Raw genomic sequence first — 26427 nt, 5'->3', positions numbered from 1 at the left:
CCCGTGCGTTTACGCCGTCATGCGTCGAACATGGCCAGGGTGCGTAACAGGTGGGCGAATGTAACGGAGCGGTTCGCATCGGACTGGCTGTCGCCGGTGCCGTCATTTCGCGGCAGGGCTTTGCGGACATTGGTGGGGCTGTAGCCGAAATGTTGCGTGAAAGCCCGCGTGAAATTGGCCGCGGTCTCGAAGCCCAGCAATTGCGCAATATCCGACACTTTGCGGTTTTCCGAGGCATCGGCCAGCATTTCATGCGCCGCGAACAGCCGCTTCTGGCGGATATAGTTGAGCACACCGCCCGAGCCCTCGAACAGCTGATAGAGATGCGTGCGCGAGATCGCCAGCTCCCTGCTGAGCGCATCGGGCGTGAGATCGCGGGACATGAGGTTTTTCTGGATAAAACGCCGGGCGCGGGTCATCAGCCCCAGAGAAGCGCCGTGCGCGTTCGCATCGCTCTCCCTCACCAGCGGAACGATGGTGTCGAACACGAGCTGGCGCAAGGCGTCGCGCAATTCTGGCAGGTCTTCGGCTGTTATGCGGTCCAGCCCGGTCTGGATTGTCGATACGAAATCGATGAGGAGCTTGGCGCGATAGCCTCCGAGCGTCGCATTGTTGCAGGCTTCCGGCATGCCGCCGAGGCCCGCGAACTGGTCGACCGGAATAATCAGCAGCACGGCTTCGGTCGCGAGCGCCCGACCGCGAAACGGGTAGCCGAACGAACGGATGTTGATCATGCCGGGTTCGTTTTCCGCCACCCGGCCATCCACGGAGGTCCACGAGCGGCCACTGCGCAGGAAGCTGATCTGCCAGTGATCAATGGGGCTGAAGCGAACTTTTTCCGGTGTGCGCTCGTAACTGAACGGAGGGGCTGCCTGTTCGATCAGCAGCATCCCACGCAGGTCCCAGACTTTCTGGCTGACGGCAAAGCCGTCCCGGGCAGTGACGCCTTCCGGCAAGCGCACATCATAGAGGGGAGCCACATGCTGCTGCCATGCGGAAAACTGCGCGGAGCGGTCCAATTGTTCGGTCGTAAAGACCAGCGGGGCCAGAATATTGGTGCTTCGGGCTTCTTCTCCAAGCCTCGCAAGCGGCACTCGCGCTGACTGGCGGCGCTCCACAAATTCCGGCTTCAGATCACTCGTGGCCTTGTCGCTCGGGGATGTCACGGCAACTCCCAAAACCAAACCGGGGGCCAGGGCGCGCAGACCGCATCCCAAGACCATGGCGTGATATTAGCATTTGCGCGTATAAAATCAAAATAAGCCGGAACATTATCTGTCAGCTATCCGTTGGAAGCGGCAGCCGGTATCCTCATGCACAGCGAAGACCTGCTTTTCCGCCTTCGCCCGGAACTGACCGGAATTGGTCTGTGACGGAAGATCATTGCATCCCATTTGATGAAAATTTTCATGAAAATCCGGCCAGAATATTAAAACGCATCCGATAGAAAGCACGGTAATAACAACCGGAGGCAATCGCATGAACAATGTATTTGCATATACTGTGCGCCGCGAAAGCTTGAAATGGGCTGCCGCTATAGTGGTTGGACTTTCCGCTTCATTATGCCTGACGGCGGGTGCAGAAGCCAAGGATGCCCGCAAGCAGAAAAGCGAAACGATTTCCGTTTATCGTGCCAAGGTCGAGACAAACGGGCAGGTTCGCTACAACAAGCCGGGATCGGCGAAAGTCATGAAGGTTTCCGCCTCGCAATATGCGAGCGGTACGTCCCTTGTGTGCACGCCGAGCGGTTTCGGGCAGAAATCCCGCTGCTTCAACCGCAACTAGGGTGAAGCGCGCAACGCGCCAGTCACACCGGCTCGCCGGAACTCCATACAGATCGGCGAGCCGGCATGTTCGCCTCGCGATCAGCTCGCATCGGCTTTCATGCGCGCCAGTCCCTTGCTTATGCGGTCGCCCCGCAGGAGCTTGGCGGCCTCGTCGGTCGGGCGCTGTGGATTGTTGCGGAACACGTACCATGTGCCACCCAGCGAGCGCTTCTGGTAGATGACGCCGTTCTTCTCGCGATGGAGGAAGCAGGTCGTGTCACCGCCGCCGCTCATCTTGTTGACCCAATAGGCCTGCAGGCAGAGCTTGCCGTTGTCGGTGGCATACCAGCGCCCCTCGGCATAGGACCATGCCCGGCCCTTCTGCGACCAGGCCGTGAAACGATGCCTGTCGGCGGAGAAATAGCCGCCGCCATCCTTCCATTTCCATGTTCTGCCGGAATAAAGCGCCTCAAGCGCCGTGGCTGACAGGGGCGATGCCGCCGCAGCCTCGATGGCGACCGGATCGTCGGCCTTCGGCTTCGGCGCTGCTTCCGCAGCACTTGCCACAAGAAGCACGGCCAAAGGGAGTGCAGCCCGGAAAACGGACTGTGTCGTGCTGACGGTTCTAAAACGGATCGAAAACATTGTCGTAATCCTGTTCAGACGTTGGAGCATTTCCAGCAAAGGTGCGAAGCGGTTTCTCATCCGGACCGCACTCGCTTCGCCGGATCAGTCAAGCGGATGGTTTGCAACCCGCCAGTCGGGCCGTCCCACACCACGTGGCCACGGATAGACTTCGCGGTCATTGAAGTAGACCGCCGCGGTCAGCGCGGGAAATTCGGCCTGCGGCTTGTTGGTTTCCTGCGCCCAGGCGCGGACATAGGCGTCGCTTCCTTCATAGCCGAGTTCGGCAATGACAATCGGCTTCTTGAAACCCACCACCCGGTCATAGCCCGGTTTGGCGCGTTCCACGAAGGTGGATGGCCGTCCCAGTTCCAGCATGTCGTAGGGCTCGTAACCGAATACCGAAAGGCCGATCACGTCGACATAACCATCGCCCGGATAATAGGCGTCCAGCCCCTCCTCCCCCTTTGGCGACCACATATATTTGGCGTGCGGCAGGGATTTGCGGCAGACATTGACGACATGCTGATAGGCGCGGATATAGCCCTGCGCAGGCCAGTAGGACCAGGTGAACTGGCCTGTCTTGTCGTCCATTTCCTGCGCCCAGCGAATGGTGACCGGGCTCTTCAGCTTCGAGGCAGCGGAGCAGACCGCGGCCATGTTTGAATCGTAACGGCCACCCACAATGCCGCTCAGCAGATCGTCCGGCGCCACGCGCCAGTCGCGTGCCCACGACCACGGTTCCACGGTGATCAGCAGTTCGCGGCCCCGTTCCTGCGCATAGGCGTCCGCCGCCGAAAGGCTCGTCAGGTCCACATCCTCCCACGGCAGGAACAGATGCTCGATGCGTGAATTGGGATCGTTGGTGAAATCCCCGTGCGGATCATAGGCTCCGAAGGTGATGGATTGCGGAGTGATGACCGGGCGCTTGTCGTGGAACATGCTGCGGGTGTCGACAGTGGCACCCGAAACACCGCTGGCGGCGTAGACGGCTGTTGAAAGCAGCGCGCCGCAAAGAATGGCTGTTGCTAGTTTGTATGAGGTTTTCATCGCCGCCTCCTTTATTGCGTTGGCGATTGGGCAACGGGCAGCGCCAGATTCAACGCTTCCCTGTCCGGTGTTATCGTTTCGATGGAGATGAGCTTGCGCGCCTCGTCATCCTTGTTTCCGCCCGCATGGCGGAAGACATACCAGACGCCGTCCGGCTCTCGTTTCTGATAGATGGTCCCACCGGCGATGCGGTGGGAGAAACAGGTCTTGTTGGGGAATACACCCTCATCCATATGCCACTTCGCATCGAAGCACATCTGCCCCGACCTTGTGATGCGCCAGCGGCCTTCGGCCCAGACCTTGCCCTTCTCGCCATCGACCCGCGCGGTGAACCGGCGGTTCTGGCTTTCCATGCGCCCGGAACCATCGGTCCACTGCCAGCTCTTGTCGTGATAGAGCATGTAAAGCTCGGCGGGCGTCATCGGGCGAGCGCCGTCGGGCAGCCCATCCTTTGCGGATGGCGACGCACCGGCTGGCGCGCTGATCCCGGCAAGCACGATGAGGAATGGCAGAACGCGCCTGCTCCGCAACGAGAGGGTCCGCCCACCCTCAAACATCGCCCCAAACTTCGCCTCAAACTTCAAATGTTTCATTTGAACCTCCCACGACCTTGAGGTTGCGCGCACCCGTCAAAGGTTCTTGCGATTGACGGATGCGCGCCTGCGGCAGAACGTTTGTTGCTCTTCTTTCCTGCCGCTGTTGAACAGGATGGCCGATTGTCGAAATCCGGAAACCCAGGCTCCCGGCAATCGCCGGTGAAAAGACATTGCGCAGGTCGATGATTACCGGGTCCCGCATGGTCTGCTTCATCCGGACGAGGTCGAGCTTGCGAATACTGTCCCATTCGGTCACGACCACGGCGGCGTCGGCCATGTTCAGGCAGTCATAGGGGTCGTCATGGAACTCGACGTCGCTGAGAAGGCGGCGGGCATTCTCCATCCCCGCCGGATCATAGGCGCGAATGCTGGCGCCAAAACGCTGCAAGGTCTCGACAAGTGGAATGGACGGTGCGTCGCGCATGTCGTCCGTGTCGGGCTTGAACGTCAGGCCGAGGATGGCAATCGTGCGGCCTTCGGCGCTGCCGCCAAGCGCATCCAGCACCTTCAGCGCCATGCGGCGCTTGCGCGCTTCATTGACCGTGACCGTTTCCTCGACCAGCCGCAGGGCCACCCCGTGGTCCTGGGCGGTGCGCAGAAGCGCAAGCGTATCCTTCGGAAAACAGGAGCCGCCATAACCCGGCCCCGCATTCAGGAAACTCGTCCCGATACGCTTGTCCAGCCCCATGCCGAGCGCCAGTTCGCTGACATCGCTGCCGACTTCCTCACACAGATCCGCCAGCTCGTTGATGAAGGTGATCTTGGTGGCGAGAAAGGCGTTGGCGGCATATTTGATGAGTTCCGCCGTCCGCCGCTGCGTGATGAGGATCGGCGTCTGCCGGGGTTCGAGCGGCGGAGCGTAAAGGGTGACCAGCATGGAGCGCGCGCGCTCATCCTCGACGCCGATCACGACGCGATCCGGCTCCAGAAAATCGCTAATGGCCACGCCCTCGCGCAGAAACTCCGGATTGGATGCGACGGAGAAGCTTCCCGGCCTTTTGACCGAACCGATGATCTTCTGCACCACATCGCCAGTGCCGACCGGAACGGTGGACTTGATCACCACGACGCTATGATCGTCGATCAGCGGCGCGAGTTCACGAGCGGCCATATAGACGAAGGACAGGTCGGCATCCCCGTGGCCAGCGCGCGCAGGCGTTCCCACGGCAATGAAGACAACCGACGCGCCCTTGACGGCCTCCGCCAGATCGGTCGTGAAACGGAGCCGCCCAAAGGCGAAGTTGCGTTCCACCAGCTCCTCCAGCCCCGGCTCGTAGATCGGCACGATGCCGCGTTCCAGCCGGACGATCTTCCGCTCGTCCTTGTCGACGCAGACGACTTCGTGTCCCCAGGCCGCGAAACACACGCCACTGACCAATCCGACATAGCCCGTACCGATGACAGCGATCTTCATAATCGTCGCGCCTCTTTCGCCTAGTTTACTGCGCTGGGCGCACCGGTGCGCCAGCGTGGGTTGAAGACTGTCCGGTGAACGTCGCGCCCGCCTCTGCCAGCCCCTGCAACCGAGAAGCGGTCGTCAAAGAGCGTGAAGCTTTTTGTGCCCCAGCTCAGAGCCTCGATGCCGTCGCGCCCGCGTTCGGCAGTGGTGAAGCCTGTCAACGCCACCAGCGCCGTGAAACTGCATGCCATTGCCGGCCGATAGAGGCGGTTCGTCATGCGCACCTGATTTTCCCGCGTGTGCTGGATGACGATCATCGCCATCAGGAACAGGTAGAAACACGCATTGATGATGGCGAAGATGAAGAAGCCTCGCGTCTGATCGGCACCGCTGACCACGAGGACAGGCAGAATGGACACACCGGAGATCAGCGCATAGGGCGCGATCACCCGCAGTGGCACCGGATCGACCTCGGATGAGCCTTTCGGCGTGACACGAAAATCGACAAAGGAACCGGTCAGCCAGTCACGGAAGGCTGCGAAGGTTCCAGCCAGAACCCAGGGCCAGCGTGCCAGCAGGAACAGCATCGCTTCCCAGCTGAAAATCCTGCCGTCGACAGGGCGGAACGTCTCGCTCGACCGCCACCAGAATGCCAGCGCCAAAATCACGAGCGATTGCGGCATGAAGTGCATCAGGAAAGCGGGATAGGTAACGCTGGCGAAATTATCACCATAAGCCAGAATGGCTATCGGCAGAACGAATGTCAGCGCCAGAAAGAAAGCATAGAGAGGATACCAAAGCTGCGAGAACAGAAACTGGATCTTCAGGCGCAGCGGCAAGCGACCGATCAGCTTCGGCGTATATTGCAACAGGATCATCACGAGGCTGCGCGACCACTGGAATTCCTGCGTCACAAGATCGGCAAAGGTGCGTGGACCGTCGCCATGGGCGATGGCATCCAGCGCATGAACGCCGCGCCAGCCATGCGCATTCATGAACAGGGTCGTGGAATGATCCTCGGCCAGTTCGGGTCCAAGGCCGCCGATTTCCTTCAGCGCTGCCGTGCGTACCGCATAATGAGAGCCGATGCAGACCGGGGCAAAGCCTCCGTTGTAACCGGCCTGCAGCGAGCCATGCATGCTGGCTTCCACATAGAGACGCCCGCGGGCCGACCAGCTTTCATGCGCATTGCGATCACAAATGCTTGGCGCGGAAACATAACCAACCGCGGGATCGGCGAAGGGCCGCAGAATGTTGAAGAGATAGCCCGGCTCAGGCACATGATCGGCATCGAGCTGCGACACGAAATCATAGCGCTCATAGCCATAGTGATCGTAGAAGAAGGCGAGATTGCCTTCCTTGCACCGGGTGCGGCGCGGCCAGCTTTGCCGATGATAATCGGCACGTCCCCTGCGCGTGGAAACGTACACGCCATGTTCCCGGCACCAGGCAAGCGTCGCGGGCGAAGGGTCCTCATCGGCAAGCCAGGTATCGTGCGGCACATCCTGCGCCAGCATGGCGCGCAAGGTTTCAGCCACCACCTCGAACGGCTCAGACGGCGCCTTGGTGACGACCATGGCAACGCGGCTTCCAGCAGGGATGCGAAGCGGGCCGGTGGGGCGCGCCGCGTGGAAGAAAATGGTGATGAAATAAAGCGGCAGGATCGTGATCCAGGCCAGGAGCGCCGTCACCAGAATATAACCCGCAAGGTGATTGGGCGTGGCGCTGATGAGCCACCATTGCCAGAAATAGGCGAGGGCGAGGGCCCAGAGGACAATGCCAACCACATACTCCACCCGCTTGCGGCCAGTGAAGATGGGCGTCAGCAAGGGTTCCGTTTCGCCTGTATCGCCACCAGTGACTGGGTGAAGCTCGCGCCGTGTCATGTCCGCATCTCCAGCCCAAAGAAGGGCGCAGCCGTGCGGATGATCGTATCGAGATCGGAATGGAGCGTGCGGAAGCCGAGCTTTGCCGCAGCCTCCGATGGATCGGCATAAAGCACGGGCGGGTCGCCCGCCCGGCGCGGCCGCATTTCGACGGGCACCCTGCGGCCGGTCAGCCGGTCTATCGCATCCACGATTTCCCTGATGGATGTTCCGCGCCCGGTTCCCAGATTGAGAACGAGGTTTCCACCGCCATTCAGAAGATGTTCGACCGCAAGCACATGCGCCCGCGCCAGATCGACGACATGAATATAGTCGCGGATGCAGGTGCCATCCGGCGTTTCGTAATCATCGCCGTAAACTTCGAGGCAATCCGCCTTTCCCGCCGCAGCCAGCATGGCGCGCGGTATCAGATGGGTTTCGGGATCGTGCCTTTCGCCCAGTTCGCCATCCAGATCGGCGCCGCAGGCGTTGAAATAGCGCAGTGCCGCATAGGGCAAGCCATAGGCTGCCGAATAGTCGGCCAGCATATGTTCGGCGATCAGCTTCGTGCGCCCATAGGGGTTGATGGGGCGCTGCATTTCACCCTCGCGGATCGGCAGCGCATTCGGAATGCCATAGGTGGCGCAGCTCGATGAAAAGATGACAGAGCGTCCGCCCGTCAGGCGGCTCGCCTCCAGAACGGACTGGATGCCGCCGACATTGTTGCGATAATATTTCGCGGGGTCCGTGACGGATTCCCCCACATAAGCCGAGGCCGCAAAGTGGATGATGGCTGCCGGATCAAAGCTCGTGATGGCAGCGACAAGCTGATCCTGGGAAAGCGTGTCGCCCTCGACAAACTCGCCCCAGCGAACGGAAGACCGGTGACCCGTCGACAGGTTGTCATAGACGACCGGCGAGAATCCGCTCTCATGCAGAAGCTTCGCCGTATGGCTTCCGATGAAGCCTGCACCGCCGGTGACGAGTATGGTCGGCCGTGTCATCTCGCCACCTCGAAAAGCTCGCCCGTCGGCCTGACAAGCTGGCGTTCGAAATAGGCGATCGTCTGCTTCAGCCCTTCGACAAGCGCTATCTGCGGTTCCCAGCCAAGCTCGCGCTTGGCGAGCATGATGTCGGGACGGCGCTGGCGCGGATCGTCGGTCGGCAGCGGACGATAGACGATCCGCGATGACGAACCGGTCAGTGCAATGATCTGCTCGGCGAGTTCACGCACGGTGAACTCTCCCGGATTGCCCAGATTGACGGGCTTGCGGACCTGGCTGTTCATCAGCCGGCTGAAGCCTTCGATCAGATCGTCGACATAGCAGAAGGAGCGGGTCTGCGAGCCGTCGCCATAGATGGTGATGTCTTCACGCTTGAGGGCCTGAACGATGAAGTTCGACACGACGCGCCCGTCGTCGGGCCGCATGCGCGGGCCATAGGTGTTGAAGATGCGCACGATGCGGATATCGACGCCATACTGCTTGTGAAAATCGTAGAACAGCGTTTCGGCGGAGCGCTTGCCTTCGTCGTAGCAGGACCGGGGACCGAAGGAATTGACATTGCCCCAATAGGCTTCCGGCTGCGGATGCGTCTGCGGATCGCCGTAGACTTCCGAAGTCGATGCCTGAAAAATCCGGGCCTGGTAATGTGCTGCAAGCTCAAGCAGGTTGAGCGAGCCGATGACGCTCGTCTTCATCGTATGCACCGGATCAGCCTGATAATGCGGCGGCGAAGCCGGGCATGCCAGATTGTAGATCTCGTCCACCGGCAGATCGATCGGGTTGACGATATCGTGGCGAACGAAGCTGAACGTGTCGTAACGCAGGAGATTGCGCAGGTTCTCAAGCCGTCCGGTCGAAAAATTATCGACGCAGACGACGAAGTTTCCTTCGTTCAGAAGACGTTCGCAAAGATGAGAGCCAAGAAACCCCGCGCCACCGGCGACAAGGATGCGCCGCGTCGACATGCGCGTGGCAGATATACCCGATGATCTGAAGTTTATACTCACGAGAACCTCCAACGCCAATTCTTCAACAAGCGATCCCGCAAAAACACAAAGCATCTTCATCAACACGCTTGAATAGAAACGTGCCGTTCGGTGATTTATGCTTGCTCTACCAGATGATTGAAGATAGCGGCGCTGGAGACCAGAGTCGTTAGCGTAGAATCCGGAAACTTATCCTTGCGTCCATTTTTGAAGATCCTTTATTGCTCTAGTTCCGCGCCTGCAACTGCGCGAAATGGGCAAGCATCCGGTCCGGATCGGCTTTGATGCCACTGAAGAGCTCGAATGCGCCGACCGCCTGAAACACAGCCATCCCGCCGCCGTCGAGCACGCGGCATCCGCGCTCCTTCGCAAGCCGAACCAGCGGCGTCTGCAATGGAAAATAGACGATATCGGAAACCCAGAGGTGAGGCTGTACCAGCGCGGGCGCGAGCGGCAGGCCGGGATGCGCATCCATGCCCGTTGGCGTCGCGTGGACCAGACCAGATGCCCCCGCCAGCGTTCCCGCGAGATCGGAACCTGCAATGAAACTGCATTGCGGCTGCACCGCAACGAGCTTGCCGATGACCGCATCGACCTTCGCGGCGTCGAGGTCGAAGATGTGCACTTCCAGCGCCCCCATCTCGGCGAGCGCGTAGGCAACGGCGACCCCGGCCCCACCCGCACCGAGCAGCACCACACGCGCAAGCGACGCACCCGGCAGGCCGCGACGAAACCCTTCCGCATAGCCCCACCAGTCGGTGTTGTGGCCGATGCGCCTGCCATCGGAAAACACCACCGTGTTGATCGATTGCAGGGCAAAAGCATGGGGCGAAAGTTCATCGACCAGCGCCACCGCCGCCTGCTTGCAGGGGTGGGTGATGTTGAGACCGGAAAAACCCGCAGCCTCCGCCTCCGCGACAAGCGCGGGCAGATCGCTGGCTGAACGCCCCTTCTCGGCAAGATCGATAATGTCGTAGCGATAGGCGAGACCCGCCGCCTCGCCTTCCCGCATATGCATCGCCGGTGAGAGCGAACGCTGGATATTCGCGCCGATCAGGCCCACATGAATACGGCGTTTCGTCACTTCACTTCTCAATTCCATTCTCCACAGGATCGGACGGCGCGCCGACCCCCGCTATTCCGGGCTTTTCAAAAGGGCGATGATCGTGTCGCTGATCAGGCGGCGATGCCGCGCCTTCACGTCTGAGGCCATGAGGTCGGTGCCGAAGATCGCGCCGAATGTGTGCCTGTTGGACACGCGGAAGAAGCACTGCGCGCTGATCAGCATGTGGAGGTCGAGCGCGGAAATGCGTCGCTGGAAAACGCCCTGCTCGCGCCCGCGTTCGAGGATTTTCTCGATCGTTTCCAGAATGGTCACATTCTGGCGCGACAGGACATCGGAGCGCTCCATGTGTTCGGCGCGGTGAATGTTTTCCACCGCGACCAGCCGCACGAAATCCGGATTGGCGTCGTCATGGTCAAAAGTGCTTTCCACCAGACTGCGCATGGCGGATTCCGGGTCCTGATCGTCGAGCGACAGCGAGCTTTCCAGCGCACGTATCTTTCCATAGGCGCGTTCCAGCACGGCGAGATAAAGCCCCTCCTTGCTGCCGAAATAATAATAGATCATGCGCTTGGACGTGCGGGTCTGCGCCGCGATCTCGTCCACGCGGGCGCCGGAAAACCCCGATGCCACGAACTCCCGCCCCGCAACGTCGAGAATATTTTCCCGCGTTGCATCCGGGTCGTTCTTGCGCGTCTGCGCCTTGGCGAGCGCCTTTGCCATGGTTTCCTCTCCCCCAGCGATCAAAGTGCCGCTGCACTTTTCGGCATGCCCGCCGGGCGCATGTAGCGCCGCAGCGCCGCAATGCGGAAGATCGCATTGGCCGCGCCATACCCCTTGTAGCCCTGCCTTTGCACGACTTCGAAAAAGAAGCCCTGATCGTCGGTCGGGCTATAGAGCTGGAAATATTCGCCGCTCTCGTCGCGGTCATAAAGCACGTTCGCAGCCTTGAGCCGGTCGGTGAATTCCGGGTCGAGACCGAGCCGCGCTTCCAGATCGTCGTAATAATTCGGCGAGATTTCCAGCGTGTGAAAGCCGTTGTCGCGCAGGGCCGCAGCCGTCGCGAAGATATCGTCCGTGGCGAAGGCCAGATGCTGGATGCCCGAGCCGAAGGTTTCGGCGATGAAGCGACCGGCCAGTGTGCGACGGTTTTCCGCGCCGTTGAGCGTGATGCGCAGCGTTCCCTCATCGTTTTCCACCACCTGGCTGCGAACGACGCCGCCCGGATCGACGATATCGACCATGGGCGATTTCCGCGATTCCGTGAGCGAGGTATAGAAGAGGAGCCAGGTCAGAAGCTCATCGAACTTCATCGTCTGGGCAACATGATCGATGCGGGTGAGGCCGACACCGGCACCCGTTTCATTGCCTGCAACCGGCTCGAACTCGATATCGAAGATGCGGGCCAGATCGGTCTTTTCGTCAAGAAAATAGACCAGCCCGCCGCCAACGCCACGAATGGCGGGCATGGCGATTTCGCCCGGATCGAGCGGTTGTTCAAAATTCTCCGCACCCATGGCAACGGCGCGCGCATGGGCTTGCGCCGCATCGTCCACGACGAGCCCCATTGCATAGGCTGCGGTGCCGTGAACGGCATAGGCCGAGCTTGCAAAGCCGCGCGTATCGGTATTGATGACGAGATTGATGTCACCCTGCCGGTAGAGCGCCACTTCTTTCGTACGATGCCTGCCAGCGAGCCTGAAGCCCAGCGCGCCGACAGCGGCCACCAGTCGCTCTGCATCTTCGGCATGGGTGGCAAACTCGACAAAGCCGACCCGGTGCACCTTTGCGCGGGGCGGCATGGCGGGGACCGTCAGCCTGTTGTCCGGCTCGACCCGGCGAACCTGATCGCCAAGATAGATCAGCGAACGGCGTCCGTCGGCAGCGATCATGGCGGGCGATCCGCCACGGAACTGGTCGTTGAAGATTTCCAGCGAGAAATAGCCGTCATAGCCGGTCGCGGCCACCGCGCGCATGAAATCCAGCACCGGCAGGTCGCCCTCGCCCGGCATGTTGCGATAATGGCGGCTCCAGTAAAGCAGGTCCATGTCGATCAGAGGCGCATCCGCCATCTGGATAATGAAAAGCTTGTCCTTCGGAATGGAGCGGATCGAATTCACGTCGATCTTGCGCGCCAGCGTGTGAAAACTGTCGAGGATCAGCCCGACATTGGGATGGTCGGCGCGGCGCACGATCTCCCATGCATCGCGGTGGTCGCTGATATGGCGGCCCCAGGCGAGCGCCTCGTAACCGACGCGCAGATTGCGCCGCGCCGCCCGCTCGCCAAGCTCGCGAAAATCATCCGCGGCGCGGTCAATGCCGCCAATGGCAGCTGGCGACACGTTGGAGCAGACCAGAACGAGATCGGTGCCCAGCTCCTGCATCAGGTCGAACTTGCGTTCGGCGCGGTCGAAAGTGCGGCTGCGTAGAGGTTCGGGCATGCCTTCAAAATCGCGGAAAGGCTGGAAAAGCGTGATCTCCAGCCCCAGGTCGCGCGCCATCTGGCCCACCTGACGGGGGCTTTCGTCAAAGGTGAGAAAATCATTCTCGAAAATCTCCACCCCGTCGAAACCGGCCTTGGCGATGGCTCCCAGTTTCTGCTGGAGATCGCCGCTGATGGAGACGGTTGCTATCGAAGTCTTCATGTCACGCTCCTGTCTCCGGCCTGACCGGAGTTTCCTGCCAGTCCCGGGCAAACCCGCCCGGAACCGTTTCATTCAGTATCGGCCTGCACCGTACTGTTTTAATTTCCGCCGCGAACCTTCTTCAATTCGGCAAACAGCTCATTGACGGTTTCCGCACCGATTTCGGCACTGAACTTGTCGATGATCGGCTTTACCGCATCGCGCAGGCGCGCGGTTTCTTCCGGCGTCAGTTCGGTCACCTGCATGCCCGTCTTCTTGATCTCGTCGAGTGCGATTGCATCCTGCTCACGCGAAACCTTGCGCTGATAATCGCGCGCCTCGACCGCCGCCTGTTCGATCACCGCCTTTTCCTCATCGTTGAGGCGATCCCAGAACTTCTTGCTGATCATCACGATCTGCGGATTGTACTGGTGGCGCGTCAGCGTCAGATATTTCTGCACTTCATAGAACTTGGCATTGATGATGTTGGCATTTGGATTTTCCTGCCCGTCGACAGTGCCGGTTTCAAGCGCCGTGTAAAGCTCGGTATAGGGCAGCGGCACCGCATTGGCGCCAAGCGTATTGAACAGGGCGACAGGAACCGGCGATTGCAGGGTGCGGATCTTCAGCCCGGCAATATCCTCCAGTTTCGCGACCGGATGGCGGTTGTTGGTCAGGTTGCGGAAACCGAGTTCCCAATAGGCAAGCCCGACCAGCCCCGTATCGGGCAGGCGCTTCAGGAGGTTGGTGCCGAACGGGCCATCCATGACCTTGTCGGCTTCCTCGCCGCTGTTGAACAGGAATGGCAGATCGACAGCCTCGAATGCCTTGACGGTGCTGGACAGGATGCCCGCATTCATTACCGTCATTTCCACCACGCCGCCCTGCAAGCCGGAAAGCGTCTGCGGATCGCTGCCCAGCACACCGCCGGGAAACAGTTTCACATTGATCTGCCCGCCGCTCTTTTCCTTCACCAGCTCGGCAAATTTCTCCATGCCCGTGACCTGCGGATGGCCCTTGCTGTTGGCGGCGGCAAACTTGATGGTCTGCGAACGGATTTCGGCCATGGCCGTGGTCGTCATCAGGGCCAGCGGCAGAACCATGCCCAATGCCATTGTCTTCAGTATTTTCTTCATGTCTTCCTCCCACTCGTTATTTCAATGTCTTCAGGGCCGCATCACGCGGCCCCCGTTCTTGATTCAATGAAACCAGCCCATCGGCACCGTCACCAGCTGCGGAAACAGCACCATCAGGAAAAGCACCACCAGCTGCGCGATCAGGAACGGCAGCACGCCCGTCATCACCTTTTCGAATGGCAGGCGCGCGACGCCGCACACCACATTCAGCACCGTGCCGACAGGCGGGGTGATGAGGCCGATGGAATTGTTGATGATGAACAGCACGCCGAAATAGACCGGATCGATGCCTGCCTCCTTGATGATCGGCATCAACACCGGCGTCAGGATCAGGATCGTCGGGGTCATGTCCATCGCCATGCCGACGAGAACAACCATCAGCATGATGGCAAGCAGCAGAAGCGTCTGGTTATCCATCAGGGGTCGCACCAGATCGGCGAGTTCCCCCGGCACATCGGCAACGGTTATCATCCAGGCCGAAACGCTGGCGCTGGCAACGAGGAACATCACCACGGCGGTCGTCTTCGCAGCGTCCACCATGGCCGGATAGAGCCGGGAAAGCGGCAGTTCCCGATAGATCACGGTTGCCACGAACAGCGAATAGACGGCGGCGACCACGCCCGCTTCCGTCGGCGTGAACACGCCGAAGCGAAGGCCGACAATGATGATGACCGGCAGCATCAGGGCCCAGATACTGTCGAGGAAAGCCCGCATCCGCGCACCGGGCGCGGCCTTCTTCGGCAGGTCGAACTGTTCGCGGCGGGCAAGGATGAACCATGTCACGCACAGCGCCACGGCAATCATCAGGCCGGGAAAAATACCCGCCAGAAACAGCTTGGTGATCGAAACGCCGCCGATCACGCCAAACAGGATGAAGCCGATGGATGGCGGGATGATCGGCGCGATGATCGAAGCCGAGGCGATCAGCCCGGCGGCGCGGCCCGGCTCATGTCCGGCATTGCGCATCATCGGAAACAGCAATGCGCCGAGCGCCGCCGCGTCAGCGACCGCCGAACCCGAAAGGCTTGCAATCACGCAGGCCGCGAAGATCGCGACGAAGCCGAGACCGCCGCGCACATGGCCCACCATGACCAGCGCCAGATTGACGATGCGGCGCGAAAGGCCGCCCGCATTCATGATTTCCCCCGCAAGCAGGAAGAACGGGACGGCCATCAGCGGAAAACTGTCCGCGCCGTTCAGCACGTTCTGCGCCACGATCTGAGCGTCGAACAGATCCATATACATCATCAGCGCCGCGCCGCTGATGATGAGCGCGAAGGCCACCGGAACGCCGAGCGCCATCGGAACCAGAAGGGCGGCAAGAAAGATGAGCAAGGTCATTGTCAGCGCGCCCTATTTGCGATCTTCATCGGTCGGGACGGGTGTGACATGCTCCTCGCTGTCCGTCACGAAATGCGTGCTGGCGACATCGATGCGCCCGGTCGCGATGCCGAAGCCGTTCCACGCGATGATGAGGAGCGCGGGCACGGCAAAGGCCAGCCCCGCGCCGTAAAACCAGCCCATCGACATGCCCGTCGCAGGGGCCAGCGTCGGGATATTGATGAGGGTCTGCGTCCAGCTTCCCGAAAGAACCAGCCAGGTCGCGCCGAACATCATGATGTGGCCTGCGACCAGCGCAATGCGCGCGCCCGCAGGCGACAAGCGGCGTACCAAAGAATCCACGCCCAGATGCGCATGGTCGCGCATGGCGACGACCGCGCCCAGAAAGGTAAGCCAGACGAAGAAGATGCGCGACAGCTCTTCCGAAACCGTTATGCCCTGATTGAAGGCGTAGCGCAGCACCACATTGCCGAACACGAGCACCACCATGCAGCCAAGTAGGCAGGCAATGGCGAACCGCGCCGCCGTAAAATAGAAATCGACTAAAGCTTTCACGTTCCTCCCCTCGGCCTCCTTCGGCCCTCCTCTGGGCGCATCGCTTGCGGACCGCTGTCCCTTTTCGGGTTTCGAGAGAAAGCAGCACCGCATCCTTGCAGGATGCCCATGCATCCGGCGGCGACTATACTTTCCCGCTGTCCGCGCCGGCCATCGCAACTAAAGGCGTGTCAGAAATCCGTCCGGTTCCCGGCAGTGCCCTGTCGCAAGCTGCAATCCGCTCCTCCTCGGTCCTCCACCTCGGTCCTCCACCTCGGAACGGAATGCATGATCGGCTGCGCTGTTTTCTAAAATGTACTAACTGGTTAGGATGTCAACGGGTTCTGTTTGAACAAACGCATGAAAACCCTTCATTGCGCGGCTGTCACGAATGTTCCATCTGGTTCAAAATTGCAGGTTTTGGAGCGCAACGCAGGCTGGAGCGGTTCCGGTTAAAAAGGAATTGCCGGAACCGCTTCAAGCATTTGTTTTGACGCGCATCTTTTCCGAAAACCGTTTCACACGTTTCGGAATGCGCTCCAATGGAGAAAATCAGCCGCCGTTCACCAGAGCCAGGATCAGCTGGTGGACGTTGCCACCATTGCCCATCTCCACCCGGTCGAAGGCGCGGCCTTGCGCGCGCTGCACATCGACCATATCGGTGATTTCCTTGATCAGCACCTTGCGGATCTTCTGGCATTTCGGGTCGTTAGGAACCGACAGGCCCACGGTCCGGCGCACGATCTCGCGCGTCATGTCCTTGGCGTGGTCGCCATGCACAAGCTCATGCCTGCGGATGCCTTCATAGAAGGTTTCCCAATGTTCCTTCACCGGCGAGGTCAGTTTCTGCGCGGGCTTCGGCAGCGTATAGGTGATCTTCAGTTTGGGCGTGGCCGACAGGATCGTGCAGGCATTGTTGGAGCGGTCGAACTGCCGGTCCCAGGTCAGCACATAGCTGGTATGGGCGATGACGCGGGTTTTGCCGCCGCCGATCTTCGGGCCGCGCTCGCCGATGGATTCATAAAGTTCCGGGCCGGTTTTCCCGGCGATGGCATAGAACTTGATTTCCTCGACGGGCTTCCAGTTGTCTTCGGCAAGCGCGGGTGCCGCCACCAGAATTCCAGATAATGCGAGTGCTGCCGCTTTTCTCACGCTTGCCCCGTTGCATCGATTTGCCGGATGATTTGCGCGCAAGCTACAATATCGGCAGGCGATGCGTAAGCGGTCCTGCAGCAAAAAGCCCGCCCCGGTCTCCCGGCGCGGGCCTTTTCGGATCACGATATCGATCTTACTTTTCGATGGTGCGGTTCCAGCGGCTGTTGAGCTGCTGGCGGCCTTCGTTGACGGCGTCCCAGTCGAGCGTCTTGGCGGTCTTCATGTAACCGTTGAAGGCGTCGAGCTTGGCCTGTGCTTCCGGCGAGCCGGCCTTGGCCTTCTGGTTCGACGGGATGACGTTGCCATGGTCGAGCGCCTTGCTCTGCGCATCGGCGGAAAGCAGATAATGCGCAAGCTTCTGGCTCAGCTCCGGCTCGCTGTTGCCTGCGAGCACGCATTCGGTCACGGCGAGGACCACGGAACCTTCCTTGGGCTGCGCATATTCAACCGGAATGCCCTTGTCCTTCAGGTTGTTGACGCCGGTTGGCGTCAGCGGGAAGATCGCCGCTTCGCCGGTCTGCACCATTTCCGAAATCTTGGCCGAGGACGGGATGAATTCCAGAACGTTCTTGCCGATCATGTCGGGGAACTTCTCGAAGCCCGGCTCGAGGTTCTTGTCGTCGCCACCCTGAATGCGGTTGAACATCAGGAAGGCATGCAGGCCGAAAGTCGAGGCAGAAGCCGACTGGAACACAACGGCATTCGCATATTTTTCGTCGGCGAAATCCATCCACGAAGTCGGGGCGGCCCAGCCCTTTTCGTCGAAAAGCTTCTTGTTATAGGCAATGCCGGTCATGCCCATATCGACGCCGATGGCCATGTCGTCCTTGAGGCGCGCGGCAGGCTGGATGTCGGCCAGAACCGGATCGTCGGAGATTTTCTGGCACAGGCCTGCATTGATCGCGCGCACCATGACGCCGTCGTCGAGCAGCATGACATGCATCTGCGGATTGTCTTTCTGCGCGGTCGCCTTGGCGAGAATATCCGCCGAGGTGCCCGGCACGACAACGACCTTGACGTCATTGGCCTTTTCAAATTCCGGCAGGACATGCTCGGTATAGGCCTTCTCCATATTGCCGCCATTCATGCCGATATAGAGCGTCTTGGTTTCAGCCGATGCGGCCGAAGCGAAGGCTGCCGACAGGCCGAGCGCCAACAGGCCGGTTTTGGTGATGTACTTCATGCTACTCCCCTTTGTGGTTTGAGTTCATATCGAACCGGTCGATGCGGAAGGCATCGATCGGCGTTTCCGTCTCGCCCTTTACGGCGAGATCGCAAAGAATGGCGCCCACAGCCGGGCCGGTCTGGAAACCGGCGCCGCAAAAGCCGAAGGCGTGAAAGAGATTGTCGACCCGGCTGCTTGGCCCGATGACCGGATTGTCGTCCGGCATTTCCGATTCAGTGCCAGACCAGAAGCGGATAACCTGGGCATTTTTCAGATGCGGGAACAGTTCGATGGCACGCAGCATCACGGATGAGGCGGCATTGACCGAAGGGCGCGAGAAGTCCGGGTTTTCAAGCGGCGCGCCGCGCCCACCGCCCATGACATAGTTGCCGCGCGTGACCTGACGGCCATAGAAACCGCCGCCCTCTTCGCCAAGGCTCATCGGCAGGCGAAACGGCATCGGCTCGGTAACGACCATCGAGGGATAGATGCGCTGGAGCGGCACCGGCTCGCCGAAAGAGGCTGCGAACCGGTCCGACCAGGCACCGGCGCAGTTGAACAGGAGGCGCGAGCGGATTTCGATCGTGTCAGTCGGTGAGCCACCGCCTGCCAGAATGGCAAAGCCGTCGCCGGTCTCTCGCGCTTCGATGACCGGCGTGTTTTCCAGCACCTTTGCCCCCGCCGCCAATGCCGCGCGGGCAAAGGCAGGCGCAACCAGACGCGGATTGGCATGGCCATCCTCCGCGCAGAGCGAGGCGCCCGCCACATCGCCCGGCAACCATGGAAAACGTTCGCGGATCGCATTGCCGCCGATCAGCTCGACATCGAGCCCGAGCGGCCTGACCTTCGCGGCATAGGCTTCAAGGCTTGCGAAATGCGCTTCCGTGCGGGCAAGCTTCAAATGGCCGCTGCGGACATATTCGCCGTCGATGCCGATGAGTTCCGGCAGGCGCGCCCACAATTCATGCGACCGTTGTGCAAGCGGCAATTGTTCCGGGGCGCGGCCCTGCCTGCGCACGCCGCCATAATTGACGCCGCTTGCCTGCGCACCGCAAAAACCCTTGTCGAGCAGGATGACCGACAGGCCGGCCCGGCGCATGAAAAGCGCTGCCGAGCCGCCGACGATCCCGCCACCGATAATGACCGCATCGGCCTGAAGACGCCTTGTCATGACGAAGCGCCCTCCCCGGCTCGAGCGCCGAACCCGAGCGGGATCGGCTTGACCGGCGCCTGAGCGCGGATGCGGCCTGCTTCGGCAGGCGTCTTGTCCTGCACCGACGCCAGAAGTTCCGCCGCCGCTGCCGTGCACATGCGGCCTTGGCAACGGCCCATGCCGACGCGGGTGAGTGCCTTCAGCCGGTTGATCTCGCGCACATCACCCTGACGGATCGCGGCCTGCGCGTCGCGCAGCGCGATTTCCTCGCAACGGCAGAGCGTGACGTCGCCAGCAATCGTGTCGAACCAGTCACGCGGGAACGGAAAGGCTTTTTCGACGATCAGGCGTTCGCGATAGATATGATCAAGCTTTGCGAGAAGAGCGCGTTCAGCACCTTCGTCAAACGGCAGGCCCCGATCACGCAGCAAGGCGATTGCGGCCAGTTGCCCGCGAATTTCGGCTGCATCTGCACCGGCAATGCCTGCACCGTCGCCCGCCACATAGACGCCGATGCGGCTCGTGCGGCCAAGCCTGTCGGCAGCCGGGAGCCATGCGCGGTCGCGTTCTTCAAAGCGGAAATCGCAACCGGCGAGATCGGCAAGCTGGGTTTCGGGACGCAAGGCAAAACCATAAGCCAGCGCATCGCACTCAACCTCGCGCACACGCCCGGCCGAGCGAAAGCGAATGCCATCGACATGCCCCTCGCCCAGCACCTCGTCGGGCCGCACATTGTAATGGATCGGCACGCCGCCAAGCTTCAGGCGCAGGCCGTAATAAGCGCCGAGCGCCACGATGCGCGGGGCATAAAATGCCAGATGCGCCAGATGGAATTTGGATGCGAGAGGCGCTGTGTCCAGCACCGCCACAACCTTCGCCCCGGCATGATGATATTGCCAGGCCACCAGATAAAGCAGCGGGCCCGACCCCATGAACACCACGCGTTCACCGACCGTGCAGCCTTGCGCCTTGAGCGCCGTCTGCGATGCGCCGAGCGTATAGACGCCGGGCCTGGTCCAGCCTTTGAACGGCAGCACCCGGTCGGTCGCGCCGGTGGCCAGAATGAGATGGCTGTAGGGCAACTGGCCGTGAACGCCATCGGTCAGCAGGTCGAGCCGGTCGGTTTCCCCGCGCGAAATATTCCAGACCAGCGTTTCCGGGCGATAGTCGATTGCGCCGCGCAATGCGTCGAAGCTCTTGTGCAGCGCTTCCGCCTTATGCGCTTCGGAACCATAGCGGCTGCGATAGCTGCGCCCGTCATCGAGCGGCGGGCGGCGATAGATCTGCCCGCCGGAACGGAACCCCTCGTCGAGCACGATGGGCCGGAGACCCGCCCGGACCAGCGTTTCGGCGGCGCGAACACCCGCCGGACCTGCGCCAACGATAACCGGATCGAGCACCGCGCTCATTTCGCAGGCTCCGTGACAAAGGCCATGCCGTCTTCCAGAAGCGTGGTACAGGCGCGAAGCCTGTAACCTTCGTCCGTCATGACGTGGCAATCCTGACATGCGCCGATGAGGCAGAAGCCCGCGCGCGGCTCGCCAGTGAACTCGGTATGACGCAACTTGCCCTGCACCGACAGAATGGCGGTCAGCACGGTATCGCCGCGACGACCCTCGAAGCGCACGCCGTCGAGCGAGAAGCTGACCGGCTGTTCGGCCAGCCGATACCGTCTGCGGAACTGAGCCGCCGAAGAAGAAACCGGGATCGTCATGGTCTGCCTGCTCAGCCCTTGCCCACCAGCAGCCGGTCGAGACCGAACATGCGATCGATGATAATCATGGTTGCGGTGGCGACGAGGATCATCAGGGCTGAAACCGCGGCCATCATCGGGTCGATGGATTCGCTGGCATACATATACATGCGCACCGGCAGCGTGACCGTGGATGGCGAGGTGACGAAGATCGACATGGTGAGTTCGTCGAACGAGTTGATGAAGGCAAGCAGCCAGCCGCCGGACAGGCCCGGCAGAAGCAACGGCAGGGTGACGCGGCGGAACACCGTCCATTCGCCTGCACCGAGGGTGCGGGCCGCGTTTTCCGCATTGCGGTCCATGCTGCCGAGCGAAGCGAGGATCAGGCGCAGCGCATAGGGCGTGACGACGATGGAATGCGCCGCGACCAGCCAGACGAAGGAGCCGGTAAAGCCCATCAGCGAGAACAGGCGCAGGAACGCGACGCCCAGAACCAGATGGGGAATGATGAGCGGCGACAGGAAAAGCGCGTTCAGCGCATCGCGGCCACGGAAATTATACTGCGCGATCGCCAGTCCCGAAGGCACGGCCAGAAGCGTGGAAATCGTTGCCGAGAAAAAGGCGAGCTGCACGCTGTTATAGAAGGAGGCCATGAAATCATTATGCGCGAACACGGCCTCGAACCAGCGCAGCGACAGGCCCGCATTGGGGCCGCTCCACGGCATGGTCAGCGTGTTTTCCGGCGTGAAGGCCACAAGGCACACCACTATCATCGGCGCCAGCATGAAGATGACGATCAGCGTGTGGAAGAAAAGGGCGAAAGGACCGTTCTTCGTCATGGCTCTATCCCAGCTTCTTCTTGGCCTGCCCTTCGAGCAGGCGGTTATAGGCGATCATGATCACCAGATTGGCGACCAGAACGATAATGGCGATGGCGGCGCCAAGCGGCCAGTTCAGTTCGATCAGGAACTCGTCATAGACGACGGTTGCCGCCATCTTGAGACGACGCCCGCCAAGGAGGCCCGGAATGGCAAAGGAGCTGGCCGAAAGCGCAAACACGATGAGGCTGCCCGACAGGATGCCAAGGACTGCCTGCGGAAACACCACGCGGCGAAGCGCCGTCAGGCGCGATGCGCCGAGCGTCAGCGCTGCGGCTTCCACCGCCGGATCGAGCTTTTGCAGCACGGTCCAGACAGGAATCACCATGAATGGCAGCATGATGTGCACCAGGCCGATGACAATCGCCGTTTCGCTGTAGAGGATTTGCGTCGTCGGCAGGCCCACCATGTCGAGCGCGCTGTTCACGAGGCCATTGCGGCCCAGCAGCATGCTCCAGCCGAATGTGCGCACCACGACCGAAACCAGAAGCGGGCCGATGATGACCAGCAGGAAGATCGAGCGCCATGGCTTGCGCATGTTGGAGAGAATATAGGCTTCCGGCACGCCGACCAGCACCGTGATGACGGTTGTGATCAGCGCCAGCTTCAGCGTGCGCCAGAAGATCGAGAGATAATAGGGGTCTTTCAGGACCTGCACATAATTGGCAAGCGTGTAGACGTTCTCGATGCCCTTGTCATAGCTGTAGCTGTTGAAGGACAGCAGCACGGTAAGGCCGAGCGGCAGCAGCACCAGCGCGAAGAACAGAAGCGTCGACGGCCCGACCAGAAAAAGCGGCGTCAGATCGCGCTGCCCCTTGGGCGCGGCGGATACATCCTGTGAGGTGACGGCCGACATGCTCAGTTCACCCCTGCGGTGAGGATGCGGCAATCCTCGTGGTTCCAGCTGAGGCCGACCGATGTGCCTTCGGATGGCGGTGGGTTGCCGAGGTTGGGAAGCGCCACCGAAAGCTGGCCGGCAGGCGTCGTCACGCCGAGCAGCCACTGCGCGCCCATGAAGTAGCGTGTCGTCACTTCACCGGCGATATGTCCCTCGCCCGCAGCAACGAGCTGCACCTTTTCAGGGCGGATGAAGACGGAAAGCTCGCCAGAGACCTGCTTGCCGTTGGCGGGGAAGCGGATCGCGGTTTCGGCCAGCGCGATCATGTCACCCTCGGCGCGTGCCTTGAGGAAGTTCGACTTGCCGACGAAATTGGAAATGAAGTGGTTATGCGGATGCTCATAGAGCTTGTAGGGCGCGTCGACCTGCGTGATGACGCCCTTTTCCATGACCACGATGCGGTCGCTGATCGACAGCGCTTCGGCCTGGTCATGCGTCACCATGATGGTGGTGATGCCGACTGTGCGCTGGATGCGGCGCAGCTCGAACTGCATTTCCTCGCGCAGCTGCGCATCGAGATTGGATAGCGGCTCGTCGAGCAGCAGGACCGGCGGATTGATGACCAGCGCGCGGGCAATCGCCACGCGCTGGCGCTGGCCACCCGACATTTCGCGCGGATAACGGTCGGCAAGCGCGCCCAGATGCACCAGCTCCAGCACGTCGCGCACGCGCTTTTCGCGTTCCGCCTTCGGCACATTGCGCATTTCGAGGCCGAAGCTCACATTCTGCGCCACGGTCATATGCGGAAACAGCGCATAGCTCTGGAAGACGACGCCAAGCTCGCGTTTGGCGGGGGCAAGGCGCGTGATCTCGCGCCCGTCGAGCGTGATCGCGCCCGCCGTCGGCGTCACCAGGCCGGCGATCATCTGCAAGGTCGTGGTCTTGCCGCAGCCGGAAGGGCCGAGAAGCGAAATGAACTCGCCCTTTTCAATCGCCAAGTTGAAATTGTCGACAGCCGCGAACTTGCCGTAGTGGCGGGAAATTCCGGACAGGGTCAAAAAGCTCATTGCATCTCCCTCTCGGCATGACTTCCGCGGAATATGCGGGGGGAGCGGAAGCGCCGTGATGTTGTCTCACGTCGCCTCTTCGTCGGGCTGGCTGGCGGGAGCGGCTTGACCGCGCTTGAAGCGCTGATCCGGCTTGTCCGTTTGAACGCATGACCGTCCGGCCGCTTACGCAGCCGCAGCGTTCCCCTTGATTACAAGCAAAACCGCCGATCCGCTTGCGGGCACTTCTCCAGTGCCTTGCCGGACCTTCCCATTGGCGACGGTTTTAAATGGCGGAAAAATCCGCAGGAATGCAAATTATAATTTTCAAATCCGGAAGAAATTATATATTTCTTTCAAAATGCAGAATTTGGAAGCAATTTTATGGATGATATATCTGAGAATCCGAAATCCGGCGCCGCGCTTAACTCAAGTCTGGTGAAGGCGATCCATATCCTGAAAGGTCTGGCCGCCAGCACGGATGACGGCGTGCGGCTCATCGATCTGGCGCGCGACCTCGAACTCAGCCAGCCATCGACGCACCGCCTGCTGAAGACGCTGATTGCCGAAAACCTTGTCGAGCAGCTTCCCGACAAGAAGGCCTATCGCCTGTCGCTGGAGTTTTTTGCGATGGCGGCGCAGGCGCGCCAGCGTGACGGTATATTGAGCATTGCCCGCCCCTCGCTCTTGCGCCTTTCGACCACGTTCAACGATACGGTCTTCCTGCTGGTGCGCAGCAATTTCGACGCGGTCTGCCTCGACCGCGTGGAAGGGCCGTTTCCGATCCGCTCCTTTACCGGCGATATTGGCGGCAAGGTGCCGCTCGGCATCGGTCAGGGGAGCCTTGCCATCCTCGCCTTCCTGCCGGAAGAAGAGCGCGAGGCGATCATCCGCTTCAACATGCCCCGCATTCTGGACAAGTCGGCTGTGGACGAGGTCGATTTGCGCATCATGATCGCGGAAGTGCGCGAAACGGGCGCATCCACTTTCAATTTCAACATGATCGACGGCATGGCGGGCCTTGGCGTCCCCATCCTCAACCGCGACGGCGAGGCGGTGGCAGCACTCAGCATCGGCACGCTTGCCGCGCGCCTGACCGAGAAGCGGCAGGAGACGGTGACCGAACTTCTGCGCAAGGAAGCGGCCATCATCTCGCAACGGCTCAATCCGTTCGACCCGACCCTGCGGCACCCAAATCAGGCTTTGTTGAAATAAACGAAAGCTTTATGAGCATTGTGCGCAACAGACCGGCTTTGTCCACAGCGGGCAAAAAGTTTGGCGATTGACTCGCAACCGCCGTCAGCGTTTGATCGCTGGCAGGTGTGGAGGTTCTGTGGGCGGAGGGCAAAATATCCAAAGCAGAAAATCCATCTCCATAACGCTACAATATTGGAGTTCTGTTGTGATCAAATCCACCAGACGGGGAATAATCCACCTTGCCTTTGCCCTTGCCGCATCGACGGCGATGGGCACCTTCGCCACCACGGCGGCTCAGGCACAGGACAAGATCCTGCTCATCATCAATGGCGCGCTTGGCGACAAGTCGTTCTTCGACAGCGCCGCCAAGGGCATGAAGATGATCAAGGACAAATATGGCGACGACGTCGAGACCAAGATTCTCGAAATCGGCGACGATCCGACCAAGTGGGAGCCGGTGTTCCTCGATGCGTCCGAACAGGACTGGGACCTGATCATCGGCGGCACCTACCAGATGTCGGAAACCGTCGGCTCGGTCGCCCAGCAATATCCGGACAAGAAATACATCCTCTACGATGCGAGCGTGCCTTATGAAGAAGGCGGCTATGACAATGTCTATTCTATCCAGTACAAGCAGAACGAAGGTTCCTATCTCGGCGGCATGCTGGCGGCGTCTCTGCTGAAGGAAGGCAAGCTCGGCGATACCGGCAAGAACCTCGGCTTCCTCGGCGGCATGGACATTCCGGTCATCAACGACTTCCTCGTCGGCTATATCGCCGGCGCGCAGGCCATCCAGCCCGATGCCAAGATCGCCATCTCCTATGCCGGTTCCTTCATGGATGCCGCAAAGGGCAAGGAGCTCGGCCTCGCGCAATATCGTTCCGGCGTTTCGCTCGGCTTCGTCGTCGCCTCGCAGACCGGCCTCGGCCAGCTTTCCGCTGCCAAGGAAACCGGCAAATATGTTCTCGGCGTCGATTCCGATCAGGAAGCGATCTTCAAGGACAGCGATCCGGCCATCGCCAAGCAGGTCGTCAGTTCCGTCCTGAAGAATGTCGATGTCAGCCTGCTGCAAGCCTATGAACGCTTCAAGGCCGGCGACCTGCCGTTCGGCAAGGCGGAAGCGCTCGGCCTCAAGGAAGGCGCTGTCGGCATCGTGCAGGATGGCAACATGGCTTCCATGGCCACGCAGGAAATGAAGGACGCCATCAAGAAGGCTTCCGACGAGATTTCCGAGGGCAAGATCACGGTTCCGACCGCATTCGGCATGAGCACCGAGGATCTCAACGCGATCCGCAACAAGGTTCGTCCCTGACC

At 60.7% G+C, this 26427-nt stretch carries 25 protein-coding genes; 3 read left to right on the top strand and 22 right to left on the bottom strand.

The annotated features are described in order from the left end of the window. Nucleotides 1-17: 17 nt before the first annotated feature. Nucleotides 18-1166, bottom strand: coding sequence for a helix-turn-helix domain-containing protein (locus tag ACOWVS_RS12215; RefSeq protein ID WP_036564795.1), 1149 nt, complete (start codon nt 1164-1166; stop codon nt 18-20). Nucleotides 1167-1479: 313 nt separating this feature from the next. On the opposite strand from ACOWVS_RS12215, the gene ACOWVS_RS12210 reads away from it, so the two are divergent. Further along, nucleotides 1480-1785: a hypothetical protein gene (locus tag ACOWVS_RS12210; protein ID WP_006469554.1), complete on the top strand. Its 306-nt coding sequence runs from the start codon at nt 1480-1482 to the stop codon at nt 1783-1785. 80 nt (nt 1786-1865) lie between these two features. Here ACOWVS_RS12210 and ACOWVS_RS12205 read toward each other — a convergent pair whose 3' ends face one another. The 21 genes from ACOWVS_RS12205 to ACOWVS_RS12105 all read right to left on the bottom strand — a co-directional run bounded on the left by ACOWVS_RS12205 (nt 1866) and on the right by ACOWVS_RS12105 (nt 23937). After that, on the bottom strand, nt 1866-2411 hold the full coding sequence (locus ACOWVS_RS12205) for a DUF995 domain-containing protein (RefSeq protein ID WP_022569387.1): 546 nt from the start codon (nt 2409-2411) through the stop codon (nt 1866-1868). 84 nt (nt 2412-2495) lie between these two features. Next, nucleotides 2496-3440, bottom strand: coding sequence for a glycoside hydrolase family 26 protein (locus ACOWVS_RS12200; protein WP_006470788.1), 945 nt, complete (start codon nt 3438-3440; stop codon nt 2496-2498). 11 nt (nt 3441-3451) lie between these two features. Then, complete coding sequence (locus ACOWVS_RS12195; RefSeq protein ID WP_006470787.1) at nt 3452-4033, bottom strand: DUF995 domain-containing protein; 582 nt, start codon at nt 4031-4033, stop codon at nt 3452-3454. Beyond that, nucleotides 4014-5450 carry a UDP-glucose dehydrogenase family protein gene (locus tag ACOWVS_RS12190; protein WP_006469557.1) on the bottom strand — a complete coding sequence of 479 codons (1437 nt, stop codon included), beginning with the start codon at nt 5448-5450 and terminating at the stop codon, nt 4014-4016. Before ACOWVS_RS12190 ends, ACOWVS_RS12195 begins: the two co-directional genes overlap by 20 nt. A 20-nt stretch (nt 5451-5470) precedes the next feature. Further along, nucleotides 5471-7321 (bottom strand): glycosyltransferase family 2 protein, encoded by a 1851-nt coding sequence (locus ACOWVS_RS12185; protein ID WP_006469558.1) that lies wholly within the window; start codon nt 7319-7321, stop codon nt 5471-5473. Then, a complete protein-coding gene (gene galE, locus ACOWVS_RS12180; RefSeq protein ID WP_075041752.1) occupies nt 7318-8304 on the bottom strand; it encodes a UDP-glucose 4-epimerase GalE in 987 nt (328 codons plus the stop codon). The genes ACOWVS_RS12185 and galE overlap by 4 nt, the downstream gene beginning before the upstream one ends. After that, on the bottom strand, nt 8301-9269 hold the full coding sequence (locus ACOWVS_RS12175; RefSeq protein WP_006469560.1) for a UDP-glucuronic acid decarboxylase family protein: 969 nt from the start codon (nt 9267-9269) through the stop codon (nt 8301-8303). The genes galE and ACOWVS_RS12175 overlap by 4 nt, the downstream gene beginning before the upstream one ends. A 247-nt stretch (nt 9270-9516) precedes the next feature. After that, nucleotides 9517-10392, bottom strand: a complete 876-nt coding sequence (locus tag ACOWVS_RS12170; RefSeq protein ID WP_006469561.1) for a shikimate dehydrogenase — start codon at nt 10390-10392, stop codon at nt 9517-9519. Nucleotides 10393-10425: 33 nt separating this feature from the next. Further along, complete coding sequence (locus ACOWVS_RS12165; RefSeq protein WP_006470784.1) at nt 10426-11076, bottom strand: TetR/AcrR family transcriptional regulator; 651 nt, start codon at nt 11074-11076, stop codon at nt 10426-10428. 20 nt (nt 11077-11096) lie between these two features. Continuing rightward, complete coding sequence (locus ACOWVS_RS12160) at nt 11097-12998, bottom strand: bifunctional sugar phosphate isomerase/epimerase/4-hydroxyphenylpyruvate dioxygenase family protein (RefSeq protein WP_006470783.1); 1902 nt, start codon at nt 12996-12998, stop codon at nt 11097-11099. Nucleotides 12999-13096: 98 nt separating this feature from the next. Next, nucleotides 13097-14113: a TRAP transporter substrate-binding protein gene (locus tag ACOWVS_RS12155; RefSeq protein ID WP_006469564.1), complete on the bottom strand. Its 1017-nt coding sequence runs from the start codon at nt 14111-14113 to the stop codon at nt 13097-13099. A gap of 63 nt (nt 14114-14176) precedes the next feature. Continuing rightward, nucleotides 14177-15454 (bottom strand): TRAP transporter large permease subunit, encoded by a 1278-nt coding sequence (locus tag ACOWVS_RS12150; RefSeq protein ID WP_006469565.1) that lies wholly within the window; start codon nt 15452-15454, stop codon nt 14177-14179. Nucleotides 15455-15466: 12 nt separating this feature from the next. Further along, nucleotides 15467-16009 carry a TRAP transporter small permease gene (locus tag ACOWVS_RS12145; RefSeq protein WP_006470782.1) on the bottom strand — a complete coding sequence of 181 codons (543 nt, stop codon included), beginning with the start codon at nt 16007-16009 and terminating at the stop codon, nt 15467-15469. Between the two features lie 531 nt (nt 16010-16540). Next, nucleotides 16541-17140, bottom strand: a complete 600-nt coding sequence (locus ACOWVS_RS12140) for a DUF922 domain-containing Zn-dependent protease (RefSeq protein ID WP_022569311.1) — start codon at nt 17138-17140, stop codon at nt 16541-16543. A gap of 136 nt (nt 17141-17276) precedes the next feature. Continuing rightward, nucleotides 17277-18326, bottom strand: coding sequence for an ABC transporter substrate-binding protein (locus ACOWVS_RS12135; protein WP_006469568.1), 1050 nt, complete (start codon nt 18324-18326; stop codon nt 17277-17279). 1 nt (nt 18327) lies between these two features. Further along, entirely contained in the window at nt 18328-19479 is a 1152-nt protein-coding gene (locus tag ACOWVS_RS12130; RefSeq protein WP_006469569.1) for an NAD(P)/FAD-dependent oxidoreductase, read from the bottom strand. Further along, entirely contained in the window at nt 19476-20870 is a 1395-nt protein-coding gene (locus tag ACOWVS_RS12125) for an NAD(P)/FAD-dependent oxidoreductase (protein WP_063621226.1), read from the bottom strand. Before ACOWVS_RS12125 ends, ACOWVS_RS12130 begins: the two co-directional genes overlap by 4 nt. After that, nucleotides 20867-21175, bottom strand: coding sequence for a (2Fe-2S)-binding protein (locus tag ACOWVS_RS12120; RefSeq protein ID WP_006469571.1), 309 nt, complete (start codon nt 21173-21175; stop codon nt 20867-20869). Before ACOWVS_RS12120 ends, ACOWVS_RS12125 begins: the two co-directional genes overlap by 4 nt. An 11-nt stretch (nt 21176-21186) precedes the next feature. After that, nucleotides 21187-21993 (bottom strand): ABC transporter permease, encoded by an 807-nt coding sequence (locus ACOWVS_RS12115; protein ID WP_063621224.1) that lies wholly within the window; start codon nt 21991-21993, stop codon nt 21187-21189. 4 nt (nt 21994-21997) lie between these two features. Next, on the bottom strand, nt 21998-22888 hold the full coding sequence (locus ACOWVS_RS12110; RefSeq protein WP_025091857.1) for an ABC transporter permease: 891 nt from the start codon (nt 22886-22888) through the stop codon (nt 21998-22000). 2 nt (nt 22889-22890) lie between these two features. Beyond that, the gene (locus ACOWVS_RS12105) at nt 22891-23937 is read right to left on the bottom strand and encodes an ABC transporter ATP-binding protein (RefSeq protein ID WP_025091858.1); all 1047 of its coding nucleotides are present in this window, start codon (nt 23935-23937) and stop codon (nt 22891-22893) included. A gap of 363 nt (nt 23938-24300) precedes the next feature. On the opposite strand from ACOWVS_RS12105, the gene ACOWVS_RS12100 reads away from it, so the two are divergent. Continuing rightward, nucleotides 24301-25131 carry an IclR family transcriptional regulator gene (locus tag ACOWVS_RS12100; protein ID WP_006469575.1) on the top strand — a complete coding sequence of 277 codons (831 nt, stop codon included), beginning with the start codon at nt 24301-24303 and terminating at the stop codon, nt 25129-25131. Between the two features lie 187 nt (nt 25132-25318). Then, nucleotides 25319-26425, top strand: coding sequence for a BMP family ABC transporter substrate-binding protein (locus ACOWVS_RS12095; RefSeq protein ID WP_006470777.1), 1107 nt, complete (start codon nt 25319-25321; stop codon nt 26423-26425). Nucleotides 26426-26427: the final 2 nt, after the last annotated feature.

The sequence above is a fragment of the Brucella sp. IR068 genome (assembly GCF_049065885.1).
Taxonomy (GTDB): domain Bacteria; phylum Pseudomonadota; class Alphaproteobacteria; order Rhizobiales; family Rhizobiaceae; genus Brucella; species Brucella intermedia.
The sequence above is the reverse complement of the archived record's forward strand: the minus strand, read 5'-3'. Positions and strand labels throughout refer to the sequence as shown.

Excerpts from the sequence above, each read along its gene's own strand:
- ACOWVS_RS12135 (WP_006469568.1), bottom strand. The coding sequence starts at position 18,326 with ATGAAGTACATCACCAAAACCGGCCTGTTGGCGCTCGGCCTGTCGGCA.
- ACOWVS_RS12175 (WP_006469560.1), bottom strand. The coding sequence starts at position 9,269 with ATGTCGACGCGGCGCATCCTTGTCGCCGGTGGCGCGGGGTTTCTTGGC.
- ACOWVS_RS12170 (WP_006469561.1), bottom strand. The coding sequence starts at position 10,392 with ATGGAATTGAGAAGTGAAGTGACGAAACGCCGTATTCATGTGGGCCTG.
- ACOWVS_RS12155 (WP_006469564.1), bottom strand. The coding sequence starts at position 14,113 with ATGAAGAAAATACTGAAGACAATGGCATTGGGCATGGTTCTGCCGCTG.
- ACOWVS_RS12190 (WP_006469557.1), bottom strand. The coding sequence starts at position 5,450 with ATGAAGATCGCTGTCATCGGTACGGGCTATGTCGGATTGGTCAGTGGC.
- ACOWVS_RS12115 (WP_063621224.1), bottom strand. The coding sequence starts at position 21,993 with ATGACGAAGAACGGTCCTTTCGCCCTTTTCTTCCACACGCTGATCGTC.
- ACOWVS_RS12130 (WP_006469569.1), bottom strand. The coding sequence starts at position 19,479 with ATGACAAGGCGTCTTCAGGCCGATGCGGTCATTATCGGTGGCGGGATC.
- ACOWVS_RS12150 (WP_006469565.1), bottom strand. The coding sequence starts at position 15,454 with ATGACCTTGCTCATCTTTCTTGCCGCCCTTCTGGTTCCGATGGCGCTC.
- ACOWVS_RS12120 (WP_006469571.1), bottom strand. The coding sequence starts at position 21,175 with ATGACGATCCCGGTTTCTTCTTCGGCGGCTCAGTTCCGCAGACGGTAT.
- galE (WP_075041752.1), bottom strand. The coding sequence starts at position 8,304 with ATGACACGGCCGACCATACTCGTCACCGGCGGTGCAGGCTTCATCGGA.
- ACOWVS_RS12210 (WP_006469554.1), top strand. The coding sequence starts at position 1,480 with ATGAACAATGTATTTGCATATACTGTGCGCCGCGAAAGCTTGAAATGG.
- ACOWVS_RS12125 (WP_063621226.1), bottom strand. The coding sequence starts at position 20,870 with ATGAGCGCGGTGCTCGATCCGGTTATCGTTGGCGCAGGTCCGGCGGGT.
- ACOWVS_RS12160 (WP_006470783.1), bottom strand. The coding sequence starts at position 12,998 with ATGAAGACTTCGATAGCAACCGTCTCCATCAGCGGCGATCTCCAGCAG.
- ACOWVS_RS12195 (WP_006470787.1), bottom strand. The coding sequence starts at position 4,033 with ATGAAACATTTGAAGTTTGAGGCGAAGTTTGGGGCGATGTTTGAGGGT.
- ACOWVS_RS12185 (WP_006469558.1), bottom strand. The coding sequence starts at position 7,321 with ATGACACGGCGCGAGCTTCACCCAGTCACTGGTGGCGATACAGGCGAA.
- ACOWVS_RS12110 (WP_025091857.1), bottom strand. The coding sequence starts at position 22,888 with ATGTCGGCCGTCACCTCACAGGATGTATCCGCCGCGCCCAAGGGGCAG.
- ACOWVS_RS12200 (WP_006470788.1), bottom strand. The coding sequence starts at position 3,440 with ATGAAAACCTCATACAAACTAGCAACAGCCATTCTTTGCGGCGCGCTG.
- ACOWVS_RS12205 (WP_022569387.1), bottom strand. The coding sequence starts at position 2,411 with ATGTTTTCGATCCGTTTTAGAACCGTCAGCACGACACAGTCCGTTTTC.
- ACOWVS_RS12165 (WP_006470784.1), bottom strand. The coding sequence starts at position 11,076 with ATGGCAAAGGCGCTCGCCAAGGCGCAGACGCGCAAGAACGACCCGGAT.
- ACOWVS_RS12100 (WP_006469575.1), top strand. The coding sequence starts at position 24,301 with ATGGATGATATATCTGAGAATCCGAAATCCGGCGCCGCGCTTAACTCA.
- ACOWVS_RS12105 (WP_025091858.1), bottom strand. The coding sequence starts at position 23,937 with ATGAGCTTTTTGACCCTGTCCGGAATTTCCCGCCACTACGGCAAGTTC.